15 protein-coding genes are annotated in these 17,732 nt (G+C 59.5%); 12 read left to right on the top strand and 3 right to left on the bottom strand.

Annotated features, from left to right (window positions below; translation table 11 throughout):
• Positions 1-94 precede the first annotated feature (94 nt).
• Genes lptB through lptC form a run of 3 tightly spaced genes read right to left on the bottom strand, consistent with a single transcriptional unit; the run spans position 95 to position 2,156 of the window.
• Positions 95-904: an LPS export ABC transporter ATP-binding protein gene (gene lptB, locus QE453_RS10575; RefSeq protein ID WP_404977891.1), complete on the bottom strand. Its 810-nt coding sequence runs from the start codon at positions 902-904 to the stop codon at positions 95-97.
• Positions 905-913: 9 nt separating this feature from the next.
• Positions 914-1,477: an LptA/OstA family protein gene (locus tag QE453_RS10580; RefSeq protein ID WP_004439544.1), complete on the bottom strand. Its 564-nt coding sequence runs from the start codon at positions 1,475-1,477 to the stop codon at positions 914-916.
• Between the two features lie 13 nt (positions 1,478-1,490).
• Entirely contained in the window at positions 1,491-2,156 is a 666-nt protein-coding gene (lptC, locus tag QE453_RS10585) for an LPS export ABC transporter periplasmic protein LptC (protein WP_309777038.1), read from the bottom strand.
• Positions 2,157-2,390: 234 nt separating this feature from the next.
• Between lptC and sppA the strand changes: the two genes are divergently transcribed.
• From sppA to QE453_RS10645, 12 genes are all read left to right on the top strand, one after another.
• Positions 2,391-3,344, top strand: coding sequence for a signal peptide peptidase SppA (gene sppA, locus QE453_RS10590; RefSeq protein WP_244405503.1), 954 nt, complete (start codon positions 2,391-2,393; stop codon positions 3,342-3,344).
• Positions 3,345-3,346: 2 nt separating this feature from the next.
• On the top strand, positions 3,347-3,673 hold the full coding sequence (locus tag QE453_RS10595) for an integration host factor subunit beta (protein WP_219256707.1): 327 nt from the start codon (positions 3,347-3,349) through the stop codon (positions 3,671-3,673).
• 63 nt (positions 3,674-3,736) lie between these two features.
• Positions 3,737-4,078: a LapA family protein gene (locus tag QE453_RS10600; RefSeq protein ID WP_004439562.1), complete on the top strand. Its 342-nt coding sequence runs from the start codon at positions 3,737-3,739 to the stop codon at positions 4,076-4,078.
• A gap of 93 nt (positions 4,079-4,171) precedes the next feature.
• Positions 4,172-5,305, top strand: coding sequence for a class I SAM-dependent methyltransferase (locus QE453_RS10605; RefSeq protein ID WP_137068239.1), 1,134 nt, complete (start codon positions 4,172-4,174; stop codon positions 5,303-5,305).
• Positions 5,302-6,159 (top strand): RNA methyltransferase, encoded by an 858-nt coding sequence (locus tag QE453_RS10610; RefSeq protein ID WP_184285186.1) that lies wholly within the window; start codon positions 5,302-5,304, stop codon positions 6,157-6,159. Before QE453_RS10605 ends, QE453_RS10610 begins: the two co-directional genes overlap by 4 nt.
• Positions 6,159-6,647, top strand: a complete 489-nt coding sequence (gene lspA, locus QE453_RS10615; RefSeq protein ID WP_004439571.1) for a signal peptidase II — start codon at positions 6,159-6,161, stop codon at positions 6,645-6,647. Before QE453_RS10610 ends, lspA begins: the two co-directional genes overlap by 1 nt.
• A 55-nt stretch (positions 6,648-6,702) precedes the next feature.
• Positions 6,703-8,949 (top strand): hybrid sensor histidine kinase/response regulator, encoded by a 2,247-nt coding sequence (locus QE453_RS10620; RefSeq protein WP_244405333.1) that lies wholly within the window; start codon positions 6,703-6,705, stop codon positions 8,947-8,949.
• A 94-nt stretch (positions 8,950-9,043) separates the two neighbouring features.
• Positions 9,044-9,925 (top strand): GNAT family N-acetyltransferase, encoded by an 882-nt coding sequence (locus QE453_RS10625; protein WP_004439575.1) that lies wholly within the window; start codon positions 9,044-9,046, stop codon positions 9,923-9,925.
• Between the two features lie 189 nt (positions 9,926-10,114).
• A complete protein-coding gene (mutS, locus tag QE453_RS10630; protein ID WP_082074375.1) occupies positions 10,115-12,766 on the top strand; it encodes a DNA mismatch repair protein MutS in 2,652 nt (883 codons plus the stop codon).
• 97 nt (positions 12,767-12,863) lie between these two features.
• The gene (locus QE453_RS10635) at positions 12,864-15,692 is read left to right on the top strand and encodes a [protein-PII] uridylyltransferase (protein ID WP_022555509.1); all 2,829 of its coding nucleotides are present in this window, start codon (positions 12,864-12,866) and stop codon (positions 15,690-15,692) included.
• Positions 15,693-15,699: 7 nt separating this feature from the next.
• A complete protein-coding gene (murJ, locus tag QE453_RS10640; protein WP_022555510.1) occupies positions 15,700-17,289 on the top strand; it encodes a murein biosynthesis integral membrane protein MurJ in 1,590 nt (529 codons plus the stop codon).
• On the top strand, positions 17,289-17,693 hold the full coding sequence (locus QE453_RS10645; RefSeq protein WP_022555511.1) for a VOC family protein: 405 nt from the start codon (positions 17,289-17,291) through the stop codon (positions 17,691-17,693). The genes murJ and QE453_RS10645 overlap by 1 nt, the downstream gene beginning before the upstream one ends.
• Positions 17,694-17,732: the final 39 nt, after the last annotated feature.

Here is a 17,732-nt window from a genome sequence, read left to right on the forward strand (position 1 = left end):
GAGACGACAGAACTTGGCCCAAAAATTGCTTTTTTATTTTGTTTGGTCAAGCGTCAGGGCAGGGCGCGACGAAGAATCTTTCGCGCCCTACAGCTTAAAGGCTGAAATTATTGCCGAGATAGAGGCGACGCACATCCGGATTGTTGACGATATCGTCGGGACGTCCATGCGTCAGCACCTCGCCTGCATGGATGATGTAAGCGCGGTCGATGAGGCCAAGCGTTTCTCGGACATTATGATCAGTGACGAGAACGCCGATGCCGCGCGCTGTCAGATGCCTTACCAGATTCTGGATGTCGCTGACCGAAATCGGATCGACGCCCGCGAAAGGCTCGTCGAGCAGCATGAAGGTCGGATCTGTCGCAAGCGCGCGTGCGATTTCCAGACGGCGGCGCTCGCCACCCGAAAGCGCCACGGCGGGCGACTTGCGCAGCTGCGCGATATGGAATTCTTCCAGCAGCTCATCGAGCTTGCGGTTGCGCTTGGCTGCGTCCGGCTCGTGCACTTCCAGCACGGCGCGGATGTTCTCCTCCACGGTCAACCCGCGGAAGATCGAGGCTTCCTGCGGCAGATAACCGACGCCGAGACGCGCGCGCCGATACATCGGCATGGTGGTCACATCATTGCCGTTGATGGCGATCTTGCCGGTATCGACCGGAACCAGGCCCGTGATCATATAAAAACAGGTGGTTTTGCCGGCGCCGTTCGGCCCGAGCAGGCCCACAGCCTCGCCGCGACGAACGACCAGCGAAACACCGTTGACCACGCGACGCGTATTATAGGTCTTGGTCAAACCATGCGCGATCAGCGTGCCCTGATAGGGGGTCTTGTCCGCCGGTGAGGCGGCGTCCGTGGATCGGTGGCGCCCGCCGCCGAATATTTTTGAGATCGAGGGTATCTTCACGAGGAAAGACTACTGTTTCTTCTGCGATTTCGGATCGAGCATGATCCGGACAGGACCGCCGCAGCTTTCGAGCTTGGCCTGTCCCGTATTCATCAGAACAGTGAGCTTGCAGCCGGTGAAGACATTGGTGCCTTCGGACAGCACGACCTGCTTGCCCGTCAGAATGAAGGTCTGCGCCGCCATGTCGAATTCGCCGTGATCGGCCGTCGCCTTCTGGGTCTCGGACGTCAGATAGACATTATTGTCCACGAAGATTTTTTCGATGTTGGCGTCGCCACTGGTGAGCGAGGAACCCTCGCCCTTGTAATTCACCGTCATCTTGCCGGCCTGCAGGGTGGTCGTTCCCTGCACAACCTTCACGTTGCCGGTAAAATATGCCTTGCGCTCCTGATCGCGAATCTCGAGCTGGTCACTTTCAATCGCAATCGGCTGATCGCCGGAAAGCTTGACACCCTGCATGTTGCTGGTGGTGTTCTGGGCGAAAGCCACAGTTGCAAGACACGAAAAAACAAGACCTGCGGCTGTTAAGCCTGCGGATTTGCCAAGGAAAACGGGACGGGAAATTTGCATCATCTGGACCGGGCTCTCACTTGCCTTCATTTTTGATATTGGATGCAGCGATACGTGCCCGTACCTGCCCCGAAAATGTAATTGTCTTGCCATTATCGGCGATGTCAATCGATTGCGCAACAATCGAGCCGTCGTTTGTTTTGATTGAAACCGGCTGCTGGCTGCTCATTTTCCCGGCCTCCAGATCGACTTCCGCAGACTGGAATTTCGCTTGTATGCCATTGCTGAGATTGATGTCAAAAGGGGCGGTCATCTTTAGTTTGTTCGTGGCGCGGTCGAAAATGCCTTCCTGGGCAATCACCTGCGCGACACTGTCGTTTACCGGAACCGCCGCCAGAACCTTTTCGAGCGTCATCAGATTGGGGTTGGCGATGTCCTGCAACGCGCGGTCGGCGTTCATGGAGTAATCGATTCCCTTCTCGTTGCGGCCCGCAACGGCAGGTTTTTCCATCACGATCTTGCCGTCTTCTATCCTCGCGCTTTCGAGGGAGACTTCTTCAGGCGCCCAGGTTCGGATAACCGAGACAGCGATGAAGGCAAGCGAAACGATTGCCGCCCCGAGCGGCAGAATGATTTTCAGCCGTTTCACACGCGCTGAATGCCGGAGCGCACGCCCGTAAGCGCCGTTCTGGTCATTGGGCAGCGGAAATGCTGGCGCGGGTTCGCGGAGTCTTTCGAGCATAAGAGCGGGTCCGGAATGCTTCTCCGGCGCCTTTCAGGCGCACAATTGAAGCTTGTGTCTCTATCTAAATGTCTTTGGCACGAGTGCTTTGTCCTGCCAATATGGTTTTTGTCTGGAAAGGTGCAAGGGAAATGCGAATTTTATCGTAATTCTGGTTTCCTTATTGTTTCCTTGCGGCTTCGCGTTAGAAGAACCATATGGCCTGAAGCGCAAGAGCGGATGACAGAGGTTTTTATGGACAATATGGCGATAGCGGATCGCAGGCGGTTGCGCCGCAAGCTGACTTTCTGGCGGATTGCCGCCGTTCTTCTGCTCGTTGCCGGTTTCTTCGGCCTCTACCGTTTTTTCTGGGATGGACCGCAGCAGAGTGCGAAGCCCCATATTGCCCGCGTCGAGGTCTCTGGCCTGATCACCGACAATACCGAACTTCTCGAGCGGCTCGACAGGATCGCCAAGAGCGACAATGTCAAAGGGCTGATCGTGTCGATTTCTTCGCCAGGCGGCACCACCTATGGCGGTGAGCGCATCTTTAAGGCCATTCGAGGGGTCGCAGAAAAGAAGCCGGTCGTTTCGGATGTGCGCACGCTCGCTGCCTCCGCAGGTTACATGATCGCATCGGCGGGCGATGTCATCGTTGCCGGAGAAACCTCGATCACCGGTTCGATCGGCGTGATCTTCCAATATCCCCAACTTGGCCAGTTGATGGACAAGCTCGGCGTCTCGTTGCAGGAAATCAAGTCGTCGCCGATGAAGGCGGAGCCTTCACCGTTCCACGAGGCGCCGGAAGAAGCAAAGACGATGATCCGCGCCATGGTGATGGACAGCTATGGCTGGTTTGTGGACCTTGTGGCAGATCGCCGCAAACTGCCACGCGAGGATGTGCTGAAACTGGCTGATGGATCGATCTACACCGGCCGTCAGGCTCTTGCCAACAGGCTGGTCGACACGCTCGGCGGCGAAAAGGAAATTCGCACCTATTTCGAAACCCGCAGTGTGGCAAAGGATTTGCCGATTGTCGAATGGCGTGCGCCGTCCTCCAATTCGCCTTTCGCGCTTTTCAGTGTTGCGCAAATAGCGAAGTTTCTGGGATATGACGATTTAATTCCCTTCGCAGGGCCTGGCCAGCTCGGTACGGACAAGTTGTTTCTTGACGGTCTTGTTTCCGTTTGGCAGGTTGAGCCGCGTTAAAAATCCAATTCTTTCAGGGGGCAACCGTGATCAAATCTGAACTGGTGCAGATCGTTGCTGCGCGTAACCCGCACCTTTATCACCGTGACGTGGAAAACATCGTCAATGCGGTGCTGGATGAAATCACCGACGCTCTGGCGGCAGGCAATCGTGTTGAGCTCCGCGGTTTTGGCGCGTTTTCGGTGAAAAACCGTCCGTCGCGCTCGGGCCGGAACCCGCGCACGGGTGAATCGGTTTTCGTCGAGGAAAAATGGGTGCCCTTCTTCAAGACGGGTAAGGAACTGCGTGAACGCCTGAACCCCGGAATGGGTGACGAAGAGGACGATTGATCGTTCTTGACGCCGGCGACTGAAACGGAGCCGGCCTTCCTCGCGGCGATGGAGTATTTTCGGATGTCAAAAAAAATCATCAACCTCATCATCCTGCTTCCGCTGGCGATCATCCTCGTCATCCTGTGTGTCGCCAATCGTCAGTCCGTGACGTTGGCGCTCAACCCCTTCCGACCGGAAGACGGCGTTCTGTCCTTCACCGCGCCATTTTTCGTTTTCCTGTTTCTGGCGGTCATTTTTGGTGTACTGCTGGGGTCTGCGGCCACCTGGTTCGCTCAGGGCAAACATCGCAAACGCGCCCGTATCGAGGCGAAGGAAGCCGTTCGCTGGCACGACGAGGCCAACCGTCAAAAGGCTGCCGCGGCCGGCCAGCTTCCACAGGCGGGACAACTCCCGGCAAAGTGATGGCGCCAGTATTGGTCCCGGCTCTAGTCGAGCGGCCTACGGAATGTTATTTGCTGGCGCGATAAGACGCGGGCAAAAGCGGAAAGATTTCCATTGAAGAAAAAAGACAGCCGGCCGGGCAATCGCGCGCGAGCCGGAAACGAGAAAAAACAGGCTCATGCCGTAAAGCCGGCGCGCCGCGCGGATGCCGCGCCGAAAAAGCGCGAGCCGGATGCGGTGCGCAGCGTGCAGAAGGCCGCACCGAAGGAAAAAACCGTTGTAGCCGCCGCCATCGAACAGGTTCCTGCGCGCGCACTGATGCAGCGCACCGGCGCACTGCCTGCGGAACAGGTTCCCGTCATTCTGGAATCGAGCGGCGCCGGTGATTTTCACCTCATCGATAGCGGCAACGGCCTGAAGCTCGAGCAATATGGCGATTATCGCATCGTCCGTCCCGAGGCGCAGGCGCTCTGGAGACCGTCGATCCCCGACCGCGTATGGCAGAATGCCGATGCCGTCTTTACCGGCGATACGGACGAGGACGGCATGGGCCGCTGGCGGTTTCCCAAGGAAGCGCTCGGAGAAACCTGGCCCCTGTCGCTCTTGGGCGTCGATTTTCTCGGCCGCTTCACGGCTTTCCGGCATGTTGGCGTCTTTCCCGAGCAGATCGTTCATTGGGAGTGGCTGAAACATTCCATCGAGACGGCTGACCGGCCGCTGAAGGTGCTCAATCTGTTCGGTTATACAGGCGTCGCCTCGTTGGTCGCGGCGGCTGCGGGCGCTGAAGTCACCCACGTCGATGCCTCCAAGAAGGCGATCGGCTGGGCCAAGGAAAATCAGGCCCTTGCCCGGCTCGAGCACGCGCCGATCCGCTGGATCTGCGAAGACGCCATGAAGTTCATCCAGCGTGAGGAACGCCGCGGCAACAGCTACGATATCATCCTCACCGACCCGCCGAAGTTCGGCCGCGGGACCCACGGCGAGGTCTGGCAATTGTTCGACCATCTGCCTCTGATGCTGGACATCTGCCGGGAAATCCTGTCGCCCAAAGCGCTCGGCCTGGTGCTGACAGCCTATTCGATCAGGGCGAGCTTCTATTCAATGCATGAGCTGATGCGTGAAACCATGCGCGGCGCCGGTGGCGTCGTCACGTCCGGCGAACTTGTCATCCGTGAAGCCGGGCTGGACGGCAAGACGCCCGGCCGCGTGCTTTCCACATCGCTGTTCAGCCGCTGGGAGCCGAAATGAAGGATATGCGCGAAAATACAACGCGCCGGGTTGGTCAGGTCAAGGAAGTGACCAGCCTCGCCAATCCCATCATCAAGGACATCAAGGCGCTCACCCAGAAAAAGGGCAGGGAGGAGACCGGCACTTTCATGGCGGAAGGCCTGAAGCTGGTCATCGATGCCCTCGAACTCGGCTGGACGATAAAGACGCTGGTTTACGCCAAAGCCGCCAAGGGCAAGCCGCTGGTGGAGCAGGCGGCGGTGAAGACGGTCGCATCCGGCGGGCTGGTGCTCGAAGTCAGCGAAAAGGTCATCGCCTCGATCACCCGCCGCGACAATCCGCAAATGGTCGTCGGCATTTTCGAGCAGAAATGGAAGCCGCTGAAGGATATCCGGCCGGAAAAGGGCGAGACCTATATCGCACTCGACCGGGTTCGTGATCCCGGCAATCTCGGCACCATCATCCGCACAGCGGACGCGGCTGGTGCCTCGGGGGTCATTCTGGTCGGGGATTGCACGGACCCATTTTCGCTGGAAACGGTACGCGCCACCATGGGTTCGGTCTTCGCCACGCCCGTTGCGCGCGCCTCGGTCGAGGACTTCCTGTCCTGGAAAAAATCGGCACATGTCAGCGTCGTCGCCACCCATCTTGCCGGTTCTGTGGATTATCGAAAGATCGATTATGCCGGCAAGCCGGTCGTGATCCTGATGGGCAATGAACAATCCGGCCTTCCGCCGGAGCTTGCCGGCAAGGCCGACCAGCTGGCGCGCATTCCCCAGCAGGGTCGCGCAGACAGCCTTAATCTCGCCATCGCAACCGCCGTCATGCTGTTCGAAGCACGGCGACATCTCCTCGAACTCGCACCGGTGACGTAATGGCCAAGGCGGCATTGTTCTCGAAATTTGGCCCGGCCTTTGCCCTGATCGTCGCCGCGCTGGTGCTGGATCAAATCGTCAAGCAGCTGGTCGAAGCCTATCTGCCGCTGCAGGAGATGGTGCCTGTCGCGCCGTTTCTGGCGCTTTACCGCACCTACAATCTTGGTGTCGCCTTTTCCATGCTCGAAGACATGCACGGGTGGTTCATCGTCAGCATGCGGCTCGTCATCGTTGTCTTCGTTCTGTGGCTGTGGCGCAAGACGGCTGCCGATCGCACCTTCGCCCATCTCGGTTTTGCCTTCATCATCGCCGGAGCAGCGGGTAATCTTCTAGACCGCTTCTTTTACGGTCACGTCATCGACTATATCCTGTTCCACACCCAGACATGGTCCTTCGCTGTTTTCAACCTTGCTGACAGTTTCATAACCATCGGTGCAGGCTGCGTCATTCTCGACGAGTTTTTGCACGCCCGGGCGGCTAAAAAGTAAAATTTTACCGTTTCGGCCAAACATATCAAAACCGCTGCCGTGGTAGCGGTTGCCTATGAGCGAACTGGCAAAACTTCGGCAAAAAGTCTCGGATGGCCTTGGCCTGGCTGCCACGGCGGTGCAGCCTGCGGATCGTCTCGATACGACGGCACGCCCTGCAGATGAAGGACATGCGACCGGTACCGGGTCGATTGCGCTCTATGTCGCCGTGTCGTTATCGGTGGGGGCTTTTTCCGCTGCCCTTATCGCGCTTGCAGTGCCTTATGCTGTCACTGTTGCGATGGCGATCTTTTTCGGCGCAGTGCTCGTCGGTGTCCTTTTCCATGCGCTCTTTGATGAGTCTTTGCATCGGCCCGATGCCCTGGTTGCAGAAGCAGATCTCCGGCTGCGCCAGACGCAAAACCGGTCTCTGATTGCCGAAATGCAGGAGTTCATGGGCGATATAGTCGTGATCCGCGACATGAACCGGCGTATTGTCGAGGCGAATAGAGTGTTTCGCGAAATGACCGGCTGCACGGCCCCGGAAGGGTTGAGCTGCGAGGAAATCGGGATCGCTTTCCGCCCGGGCGAAAAGGTCCACGCTTATGATGTGGAGATCGCGACCCCGTTCGGCCAACGCATCTTCTCCTGGCATGATGTCGTGACCCGCGATCTGGCAAGCAGCCGTCTTCACATCAGCAGCATCGCCCGAGATGTGACTGAGGAGCGGCTTGCACTTGCCGAAAGGGAAGATGCCCGTCTGCGCGCCGAAAAGGCCGAGGCGGAAAAGGCGAGGCTGCTTGCCACGGTAAGTCATGAAATCCGCCTGCCGCTTTCCGGCATGCTCGGCATGAACCATCTTCTGTCGCAGACGAAACTCAGCGACGAGCAGCGCAACTATCTCGATGGCATGCGGCAATCCGGCCAGTCGCTGGTGCAGCTGGTCGAGGATCTGCTGGATTATTCGACCATGGAGGCTGGCCGCTTCAGGCTCAATCCGCGCGCGGAGAACCTGCGGCGGCTGATTGAGAGCATCGTTGAGATGCTCGCCCATCGCGCCCATGAAAAAGGTATAGAGATTACATCCTTCGTTGCGCCTGAAGTACCCGATCATCTCGATTTCGATCCGGCGAGGCTGCGTCAGGTCCTCTTCAATCTCCTCGGCAATGCCGTCAAATTCACGCGGGAAGGCGGCGTCGTCATCCGGGCGCGCATGATCGGTGACGAATTGCACATCGCCGTCGAAGACACCGGCCCGGGCATGAGCCGGGCGGAACAGGCCCGTATTTTTGGGGAATTCGAACAGGCTGGCCCGTTGTCGCAGCGAAGCGCAGGCACGGGCCTTGGACTTGCGATCTCCGCCCGTATCGTGCGGGAATTCGGCGGCCGTCTCACGGTTTCCAGCCGCAAGGGCAAGGGTAGCACTTTCAAGCTGGCGTTTCGCCCGGGAGGCGCGCCTGCCGAAATGGCGGATCCGGCGCGGCGCCATTGCCTGCGACATACAAATGTCCTGCTCGTCGCACCAAGGGGCGTGGCGGCAGCGGTCACGATGGAGGCGATCGAGGCCTTCGGCGGCCAATGCACACTTATCCATCAGCCTGAAGATCTGGAAAAGCTGAGGAAGAGTTCCGCCATCGGGACAGCCCCCCTTACCGATGTCATCGTCGACCGGCGCATTTCGCCGTTGTTCAAAGATGCACTTAAGGATTGGCCGGACGGCAATGTCCGCCGCACGCTGCTCGTCAGCCCCGAAGAGCGGCCGTCGACAATGCATGTGGCCTTCGACGCGTGGTTGATCCGGCCGCTGCGGGAAAAATCCCTGATCGACGTGTTGTGCGGTCGTCTGCGCGGCATAGAGCGACGGGACGCCATCAACGACAACCACCCGGATGTGGGATTTTCCTCGCGGGTGGTGGAGGGGGCGAGCGGTATCGAGATACTCGTGGCGGAAGACGATGCTGTTAATCAGCGCGTCATCCGCGCCGTTCTGGAAAAAAGCGGCTATATCGTCCGCGCCGTCGGGGATTTTGCGGCGTTGCGGCAATCTCTGGAGCAGGGCGTATCCCGTTTGCCTGATCTCATAGTCTCCGACCTCAACATGCCGGGCGGCGACGGGCTCCAAGCGCTCCCTGACCTCCTCCATATGCTGCAGGGCGAAAGAAATATTCCTGTCATCGTGCTCAGCGGCGATACCAGTGACGCGACCGCCGAAATCCTGCTGAAGGCTGGTGTTGGCGCGATTTTGACGAAACCTGCCGACCCGCGACGACTGGTTGAGGAAATCCGTCGTCTGCTGGAGGCGAAACGCCTGTCGCTATCGTAAATTGACAGACTCGCTCTGGCTGCATTTTGTCACTATTCTGTCGTTAAATAGTGATTTATGACAGGAAAATTCTTTGGTGGCGGAGCGATTCCCCATGGTTGCCGAAATCCTCAATCACGACATTTGTGAAAACAATGTTGTCATTACTCCTCGTCCGGAGACAGCTCAGGACAATGAGGGCCTTTTCGGTCGCATCGGCACGCTGGAAACCCGGCTTGCCAGAAATGAACGCGAGATTGATGCTGCGCAGTCCGTACGGTACCGGGTGTTCGTCGAGGAGATGAAGGCAAGGCTTCCGGCAGAAGCGATGCGGCGCCAGCGCGACTTCGACGCCTGGGACAGTGTGTGTGACCATCTGCTCGTGCTCGATAAGTCGATCGAGGGTGACAGCGAAGATCAGATCGTCGGCACCTATCGCCTGCTGCGTCAGGAAGTCGCGCTCGCCAATAATGGCTTTTATTCCGCCAGCGAATTCGACATCGCCGGTCTCGTTGCGCGCCACCCAGGCAAGCGCTTCATGGAGCTTGGCCGCTCCTGCGTGCTGCCGGAATATCGCACCAAGCGCACCGTCGAGCTTCTGTGGCAGGGCAACTGGTCCTACGCCGTTAAACACCGGATGGACGCCATGATCGGCTGCGCCTCCTTCCCGGGTGTGCAGCCGGAAGCACATGCGCTCGCCTTGTCTTTCCTGCACCATAACTGCCTTGCTAAGGGGGAGTGGGAGGCGGTTGCTCTTCCTGAGCTCTACCATGAAATGGACCTCGTTCCGGCAGAAGCCCTGAACGCCCGCAAGGCGCTGAACGCCATGCCGCCGCTCATCAAGGGTTATATGCGCCTCGGCGCCATGTTCGGCTCCGGCGCGGTGGTAGACCACGCCTTCAACACGACCGACGTGCTGGTGGTCCTGCCGGTTTCGTCGATCGCCGGCCGATACATCAGCTATTATGGCGGCGAGACCGAACGTATCAACGGCTGAGCGGGTTCTGCGTAGCCGGAGGGGATGTTCCTGTGGGCAGCGGTGCCGTGCGTGTTGTCTTGGGGTAGCCATTCCCGTTAGTGTCAGCGCTCCTTTTCCGCAACACGATATGACATCGGCAGGCCATTGACGGACGTTCTGACAACCGCTTCCCTGATCTCGGAAGAGAGCCGTGCGACGGCCACTCCGATGATGGAGCAATACATCGAAATCAAGGCGAACAATCCCGGTTCGCTGCTGTTCTACCGCATGGGCGATTTTTACGAATTGTTCTTTGACGATGCGGTGGAAGCTTCCCGCGCTCTCGGTATCACGCTGACGAAACGTGGCCAACACATGGGTCACGATATTCCCATGTGCGGCGTTCCCGTCCATGCTGCGGATGATTATCTCCAGAAGCTCATCATGCGCGGCTATCGCGTTGCCGTCTGCGAGCAGGTCGAAGACCCGGCCGAGGCGAAGAAGCGCGGATCGAAATCCGTGGTAAAACGCGATGTGGTGCGGCTTGTCACGCCTGGCACGCTCACCGAAGAAAAGCTGCTTTCGCCAACGGAATCCAACTATCTGATGGCGCTTGCTCGTATTCGCGGCAGTGCGGAGGCACAGTTCGCGCTTGCCTGGATTGATATTTCCACCGGCGTCTTCCGTTTGGCGGAAACGACGCTGACGCGGCTTCTTGCCGATATCTGGCGTATCGACCCGCGCGAGCTGATCGTTGCCGACAGCCTGTTCCACGACGAGGAATTGCGGCCGGTGTTCGATATGCTGGGCCGCGTGGCGGTGCCGCAGCCGGCCATTCTGTTCGACAGCGCTACGGCTGAAGGGCGGATCGCGCGTTACTTCAACGTCTCGACGCTCGATGGTTTCGGCACATTTTCGCGCGTGGAAATGGCCGCTGCCGCTGCCGCCGTTGCCTATGTCGAAAAAACGCAGATCGCCGAGCGCCCGCCGCTCGGCGCGCCGGAACGCGAAAGCGCTGCCTCCACGCTCTTCATCGATCCCGCGACCCGTGCCAATCTGGAGCTGGTGAAGACGCTCTCGGGTGAGAGGGACGGCTCGTTGCTGCATGCGCTGAACCGCACGGTCACCGGCGGCGGTGCGCGGCTTCTCGCCGAGCGGCTGATGTCACCCTTGACCGATCCGGAGAGGATCAATGCCCGTCTCGACGCGGTTGCTTATCTGATTGACGACGTCTCCCTCTGCGACGGTCTGCGCGATGCGCTCAAGCAGGTGGCCGATATGCCGCGCGCGCTTTCCCGCCTTGCGCTGGAGCGCGGCGGCCCGCGCGATCTCGGCGCGATCCGGCAGGGCTTGGCGTCGGCCGAGAGAATTGCCGCCATTCTCGATCAGGGGCTGTTGCCGGAGGAGCTTGCCTCAGCCCTTGCGGATCTGAAAGCCTTGCCGAGCGGGCTGGAAGCGATGCTCGGCTCGATGCTGGCCGACGATCTGCCGCTTCTGAAGCGCGATGGCGGCTTCCTGCGTGAGGGCGCCAATCCCGAACTCGATGAGGTGCGGGCGCTGCGCGATCAGTCGCGTCGGGTGATCGCCGGGCTGCAGCTGCAATATGCCGAGGAGACCGGCATCAAGTCGCTCAAGATCAAGCATAACAATGTGCTTGGCTATTTCATCGAGGTGACGGCGGGCAATGCCGATGTGATGACGGCGACCGACGAGGCGAAGGCCCGCTTCATCCACCGCCAGACGATGGCCGGTGCCATGCGTTTCACCACCACCGAGCTTGCCGATCTCGAAAGCCGCATCGCCAATGCTGCTGCCGAAGCCCTGACCATGGAGCTGGAAGCCTTCGAACGGATGGTCAAGGCGGTGGTGCAGCAGGCCGACGCGATCAAGGCCGGCGCGCTGGCGCTAGCGGTCATCGATGTCGCCTCGAGCCTGGCCTATCTCGCAACCGAACAGGCCTATTGCCGGCCGATCGTCGACGCCTCCATGACCTTTTCGATCAAGGGTGGGCGACACCCGGTTGTAGAACAGGCGCTCAGGCGGCAGTCAGCTGGGCCCTTCATCGCCAACAATTGCGACCTGTCGGCGGTCAATGGCGGCAAGAACGGCGCGATCTGGCTGCTCACCGGTCCCAACATGGGCGGTAAATCGACCTTCCTGCGCCAGAATGCGCTGATCGCCATCCTTGCGCAGATCGGTTCCTTCGTGCCGGCGGAAGCTGCCCATATCGGCGTTGTGGACCGGTTGTTTTCGCGTGTCGGCGCGTCTGACGATCTGGCGCGTGGCCGCTCGACCTTCATGGTGGAGATGGTGGAAACTGCCGCCATCCTCAATCAGGCGACGGACCGCTCGCTGGTCATTCTGGACGAGATCGGCCGGGGTACAGCGACCTTCGACGGACTTTCCATCGCCTGGGCGTCGGTGGAGCACCTGCATGAGGTCAATCGCTGTCGTGGCCTCTTCGCGACGCATTTTCATGAGCTGACGGTGTTGTCGGAAAAACTTGGCCGCCTTTCCAATGCCACGATGCGGGTGAAGGAGTGGGAAGGTGACGTCATCTTCCTGCATGAAGTCGGACCCGGCGCTGCGGATCGTTCCTACGGCATTCAGGTCGCACGGCTTGCGGGCTTGCCGGCCTCGGTGGTGGAGCGCGCCCGCGAGGTGCTGACGAAGCTCGAAGATGCCGACCGCAAGAACCCGGCAAGCCAGCTGATCGATGATCTGCCGCTGTTCCAGATCGCGGTTCGCCGCGAGGAAACGCGCAAGGCAGGATCATCAAAGGTGGAGGAAGCCCTGAAAAGCTTCAATCCGGACGAAATGACACCGCGTGAGGCATTGGACGCGCTCTATGCGTTGAAGAAAGAACTTGGCAAGGCTTGAAGGGATAGAGTGCCTGTCCATAGCCTCTGAAACTCTTTATAGGACACTCCCAACGCAAGCGGTGGGGGTTTCCCACAGGACATGGATAACGGCATAGATGGCCATCAAGGACCTGGATTTTTCCGACATTCTCGATGTATCGGCGCTGAAGCGCGACTGTGACATCATCTTCAGGGAAGACGGCAAACGCATCGCCGATATCAAGTCCGATCTGCTGCCGATCTTCCGCAAGGCCAGTACGGAGGGCCGGGAAAAGGCCAGGGAACTGCTCAAGGCCGATGGCAGCGGTATTGATTGCGCCCGTCGCATCTCCTGGCTCCAGGATCGGCTGATCGAAACGCTCTATGATCTCTCCTGCCAATACGTCTATCCGAAAGATGCGCCCCAGATCGCTGTCGCCGCGGTTGGCGGTTATGGACGCGGCACGCTGGCGCCGGGATCAGATATCGACCTCCTGTTCCTGCTTCCCACCAAGAACACGCCTGACATGCACAAGGCCGTGGAGTTCGTGCTCTATCTCCTCTGGGATCTCGGCTTCAAGGTCGGCCACGCCACCCGCACCGTGGATGAATGCATTCGGCTTTCCAAATCCGACATGACGATCCGCACCGCCATTCTGGAGGTGCGGGCGATCTGCGGCAAAAAATCCCTGACCGACGATCTCGAAAAACGCTTCGAGTCAGAAGTCGTCACCGGCACAGGCCCGGAATTCATCGCCGCCAAGCTCGCCGAGCGTGACCAGCGCCACCGCAAGGCTGGCGATACGCGTTATCTGGTGGAGCCGAACGTCAAGGAAGGCAAGGGCGGCTTGCGTGACCTGCACACGCTGTTCTGGATCGCCAAATATTACTACCACGTTCGCGACACGGCCGATCTGGTGAAGCTCGGTGTCCTGTCGAGATCCGAACTGAAGCTGTTCGAAAAGGCCGATGATTTTCTCTGGGCGGTGCGCTGCCAGATGCATTTCATTACCAATAAAGCGGAAGAGCGCCTTTCCTTCGATATTCAGCGTGAGATTGCCGATGCGCTGAACTATCAGCCGCGCCCCGGCCTTTCCGCCGTCGAGCGCTTCATGAAGCATTATTTCCTCGTGGCGAAGGATGTCGGTGATCTGACCCGCATTGTCTGTGCCGGGCTGGAAGACAGGCAGGCGAAGGACGTGCCGGGCCTTTCCGGCGTGCTCAGCCGTTTTGCCCATCGCGTGCGTAAAATCCCTGGCTCGGTGGAATTCGTCGAGGACCGGGGGCGCATCGCGCTCGCGAAACCCGACGTCTTCAAGAACGACCCGGTCAATCTCATCCGGCTCTTCCATATCGCCGATATCAACAATCTCGAACTGCACCCCGATGCCTTGCGCGTGGTCACCCGTTCGCTTTCGCTCATCAATGACGAGCTGCGGGAAAACGAGGAAGCAAACCGGCTTTTCCTGTCGATCCTGACCTCGCGGCGCGATCCGGCGCTGACGTTACGGCGCATGAATGAGGCCGGCGTGCTCGGCAAATTCATTCCCGAATTCGGCAAGATCGTCGCGATGATGCAGTTCAACATGTATCATCATTACACGGTCGATGAGCATCTCATTCGTTCCGTCGGCGTGCTGTCGGAAGTGGATAAGGGAACGGCTGTCGATGCCCATCCGCTCGCCAATCAGTTGATGCCCGGCGTCGAGGAACGCGAGGCGCTTTATGTGGCGGTGCTGCTCCACGATGTCGCCAAGGGCCGGCAGGAAGATCATTCGATCGCCGGTGCCCGCGTCGCCCGCAAGCTCTGCCAGCGCTTCCGTCTCACCGGCAAGCAGACCGAAACCGTCGTTTGGCTTATCGAGCAGCATCTTCTGATGTCCATGGTTGCCCAGACGCGTGACCTGCACGACCGCAAGACCATCACCGATTTTGCCGACAAGGTGCAATCCATGGAGCGGCTGAAGATGCTGCTCATCCTGACCGTCTGCGATATCAGGGCTGTCGGTCCGGGTGTGTGGAACGGCTGGAAGGGCCAGCTGCTGCGCTCGCTCTATTATGAGACGGAACTGCTTCTCTCCGGCGGTTTCTCGGAAGTTTCGCGCAAGGAGCGCGCGCAGATTGCCCGGCAGGCGCTCTACGACGCCCTTGATGACTGGGGCCAGAAGGCGCGGCGCAAATACACCAAGCTGCATTACGAGCCTTATCTCCTGACTGTGGCGCTGGAAGATCAGGTGCGACACACCCGCTTCATCCGCGAGGCGGACAAGCAGGAAAAGGCACTCTCGACCATGGTGCGCACCCATTCCTTCCACGCCATCACGGAAATCACCGTTCTGGCGCCCGACCATCCGCGCCTGCTTTCGATCATAACCGGCGCCTGCGCCGCGGCCGGCGCCAACATTGCCGATGCGCAGATTTTCACCACCTCAGACGGGCGGGCGCTCGATACGATCCTCATCAACCGCGAATTTCCGATCGACGAGGACGAGACGCGGCGCGGCAACAATGTCGGCAAACTGATCGAGGAAGTACTCTCCGGCAAGCAGCGCCTGCCGGAAATGATCGCCACCCGCACCAAGAGCCGGAAGAAAAAGAGCGCCTTCACCATTCCGCCTTCGGTGACGATCTCGAATGGCTTGTCCAACAAGTTCACCGTCATCGAGGTCGAGTGCCTCGACCGGCCGGGGCTTCTGGCTGACATGACGGCTGTCATCGCCGACCTGTCACTCGACATTCACTCCGCCCGCATCACGACATTTGGTGAAAAAGTCATCGATACCTTCTACGTCACTGATCTCTTCGGTCAGAAGGTGACGAACGACAACCGGCAGGCCAGCATCGCGCAACGTTTGAAGGCGGTCATGAGCGAGCAGGAAGACGAATTGCGCGACCGCATGCCAAACGGCATCATCGCCCATCCAGACGTGGCGGCGCTGCCGGCCGCGCGCACGGCAAAGGCTTGAAAGTCCCATGAGTCTCATCGGCAAGTTCGCCACAGTCGGCACAGCCACGCTCGGCAGCCGCATCTTCGGCTTCCTGCGCGAAACGCTGATGGCAGCCGCCGTCGGCACCGGGCCGGTGGCGGATGCTTTCAACGCCGCTTTCCGCTTTCCCAATACCTTCCGGCGGCTTTTCGCCGAGGGTGCATTCAACTCTGCCTTCGTGCCGCTTTTCGCCAAGGAAATCGAAGCGAATGGCATGGAAGGCGCAAGGCGCTTTTCGGAAGAGGTCTTCGGCGTCCTGTTCACGGTGCTGCTGGCCTTGACGATCCTGATGGAACTGTCGATGCCTTTCATCGTGCGCACGGTGATTGCTCCCGGTTTCGTCGATGACCCGGTGAAGTTCGAAAACACCATCCACCTTGCCACCATCATGTTCCCCTATCTCGCCTGCATGTCGCTGGCGGCGATGATGGGCGGCATGCTGAACTCTCTGCACCGTTATTTTGCGGCTGCGATTGCTCCCGTTTTCCTCAACATCATTCTCATCGGCGTGCTCGCGCTGGCATGGTGGAAAAATTACGATCCGCTTCAGGTCGGTTACGCGCTCTCATGGGGCGTGATGGTGGCAGGTCTTGTGCAGCTCGCCATCGTCTGGATTGCGGTGCGCAATGCCGGCATGCGCATTGGTTTCCGCAGACCACGGCTGACCAAGAACGTGCAGCGGCTTCTGGTCCTTGCCCTGCCGGCAGCCATCACCGGCGGCATTACCCAGATCAATCTGCTCATCAACACCAACATCGCTTCCGGCGGCGAGGGCGTCATATCCTCGCTTGCCTATGCGGACCGAATCTATCAACTGCCGCTCGGCGTCGTCGGCATTGCCGTTGCCACGGTGCTCCTGCCGGAACTGGCGCGAGCGCTGCGCGGCGGCCATATGGTGGAGGCCGGAAGCCTGCAGAACCGCTCGGTCGAGTTCGTGCTGTTCCTGACCCTGCCCGCTGCAGCCGCTCTTCTCGTCATGGCCGAACCCATCGTTCGTTTCCTTTACGAGCGCGGCAATTTCTCGCCCTCGGCCACCTTCACCGTTGCGCAAATTCTTGGCATCTACGGTCTGGGCCTGCCGGCTTTCGTGCTCATCAAGGCCTTCATTCCGGGCTTTTTCGCGCGCGAGGATACCCGCACGCCAATGATTTTCGCGGCGATTTCGGTTGTCGTGAACGTCTCGCTGGCACTGACGCTTTTCCCGCGTCTTGGCGGCCCGGGCATTGCCATTGCCGAAATCACCGCCGGCTGGGTGAATGCCGCCCTGCTGTTCGGCATGCTTTTGTGGCGCGGTCACTGGCATGTGGATATTCCGCTACTCACCCGTATCCCGCGCCTGCTCCTGGCCGCGGCACTGATGGCCGTATTTGTGCATTATGCGCTGACGTGGCTGACCTTCGAGCTGTCTTCCGCCTCGTCCATTTTCGTGCGGGCCGGCACGATCATGGGCCTCGTCTTTGCCGCCATGCTGGTTTATTTCGTTCTGGCTTTCGTGTCTGGAGGTGCCGACATCGGCATGGTGAAGCGGGCCGCCCGCAAGCGCGGAAAAAAGAACGTCGAGACGGAGGCTGGCTGATGTCCTTTGCTGAAAACCGCCGCATCGCCCTCGTTACCGTCGTGGTTGATGATTACGATCGGGCGAAGGCGTTTTATTGCGATGTTCTCGGCTTCGAGTGCCTCTCCGATCAGCCACTGGACGACGGCAAAAGGTGGCTGGTGGTCAAGCCGCAGGGCGCTGACGGTGGCGCCCTTCTGCTCGCCGAGGCCGATGGTGAAGAGCAGCGCCTTGCCATCGGCAACCAGACCGGCGGCCGTGTCGGATTTTTCCTGCATACCGACAATTTCCAACGCGATTATGAGACGATGCTTGCCCGCGGCGTGCGCTTCCTGGAACAGCCTCGCCATGAGGTTTACGGTTCCGTTGCGGTCTTTGTCGATCCCTATGGAAATCGTTGGGATCTTCTGGAGCCGCGCGGCTGACAGGCCCTGAAAGCGCTTGATTGCGAGGGGCTGCGGGTG

It is taken from the genome of Agrobacterium sp. SORGH_AS_0440 (assembly GCF_031453135.1).
GTDB classification, from domain to species: Bacteria; Pseudomonadota; Alphaproteobacteria; order Rhizobiales; family Rhizobiaceae; genus Agrobacterium; species Agrobacterium pusense.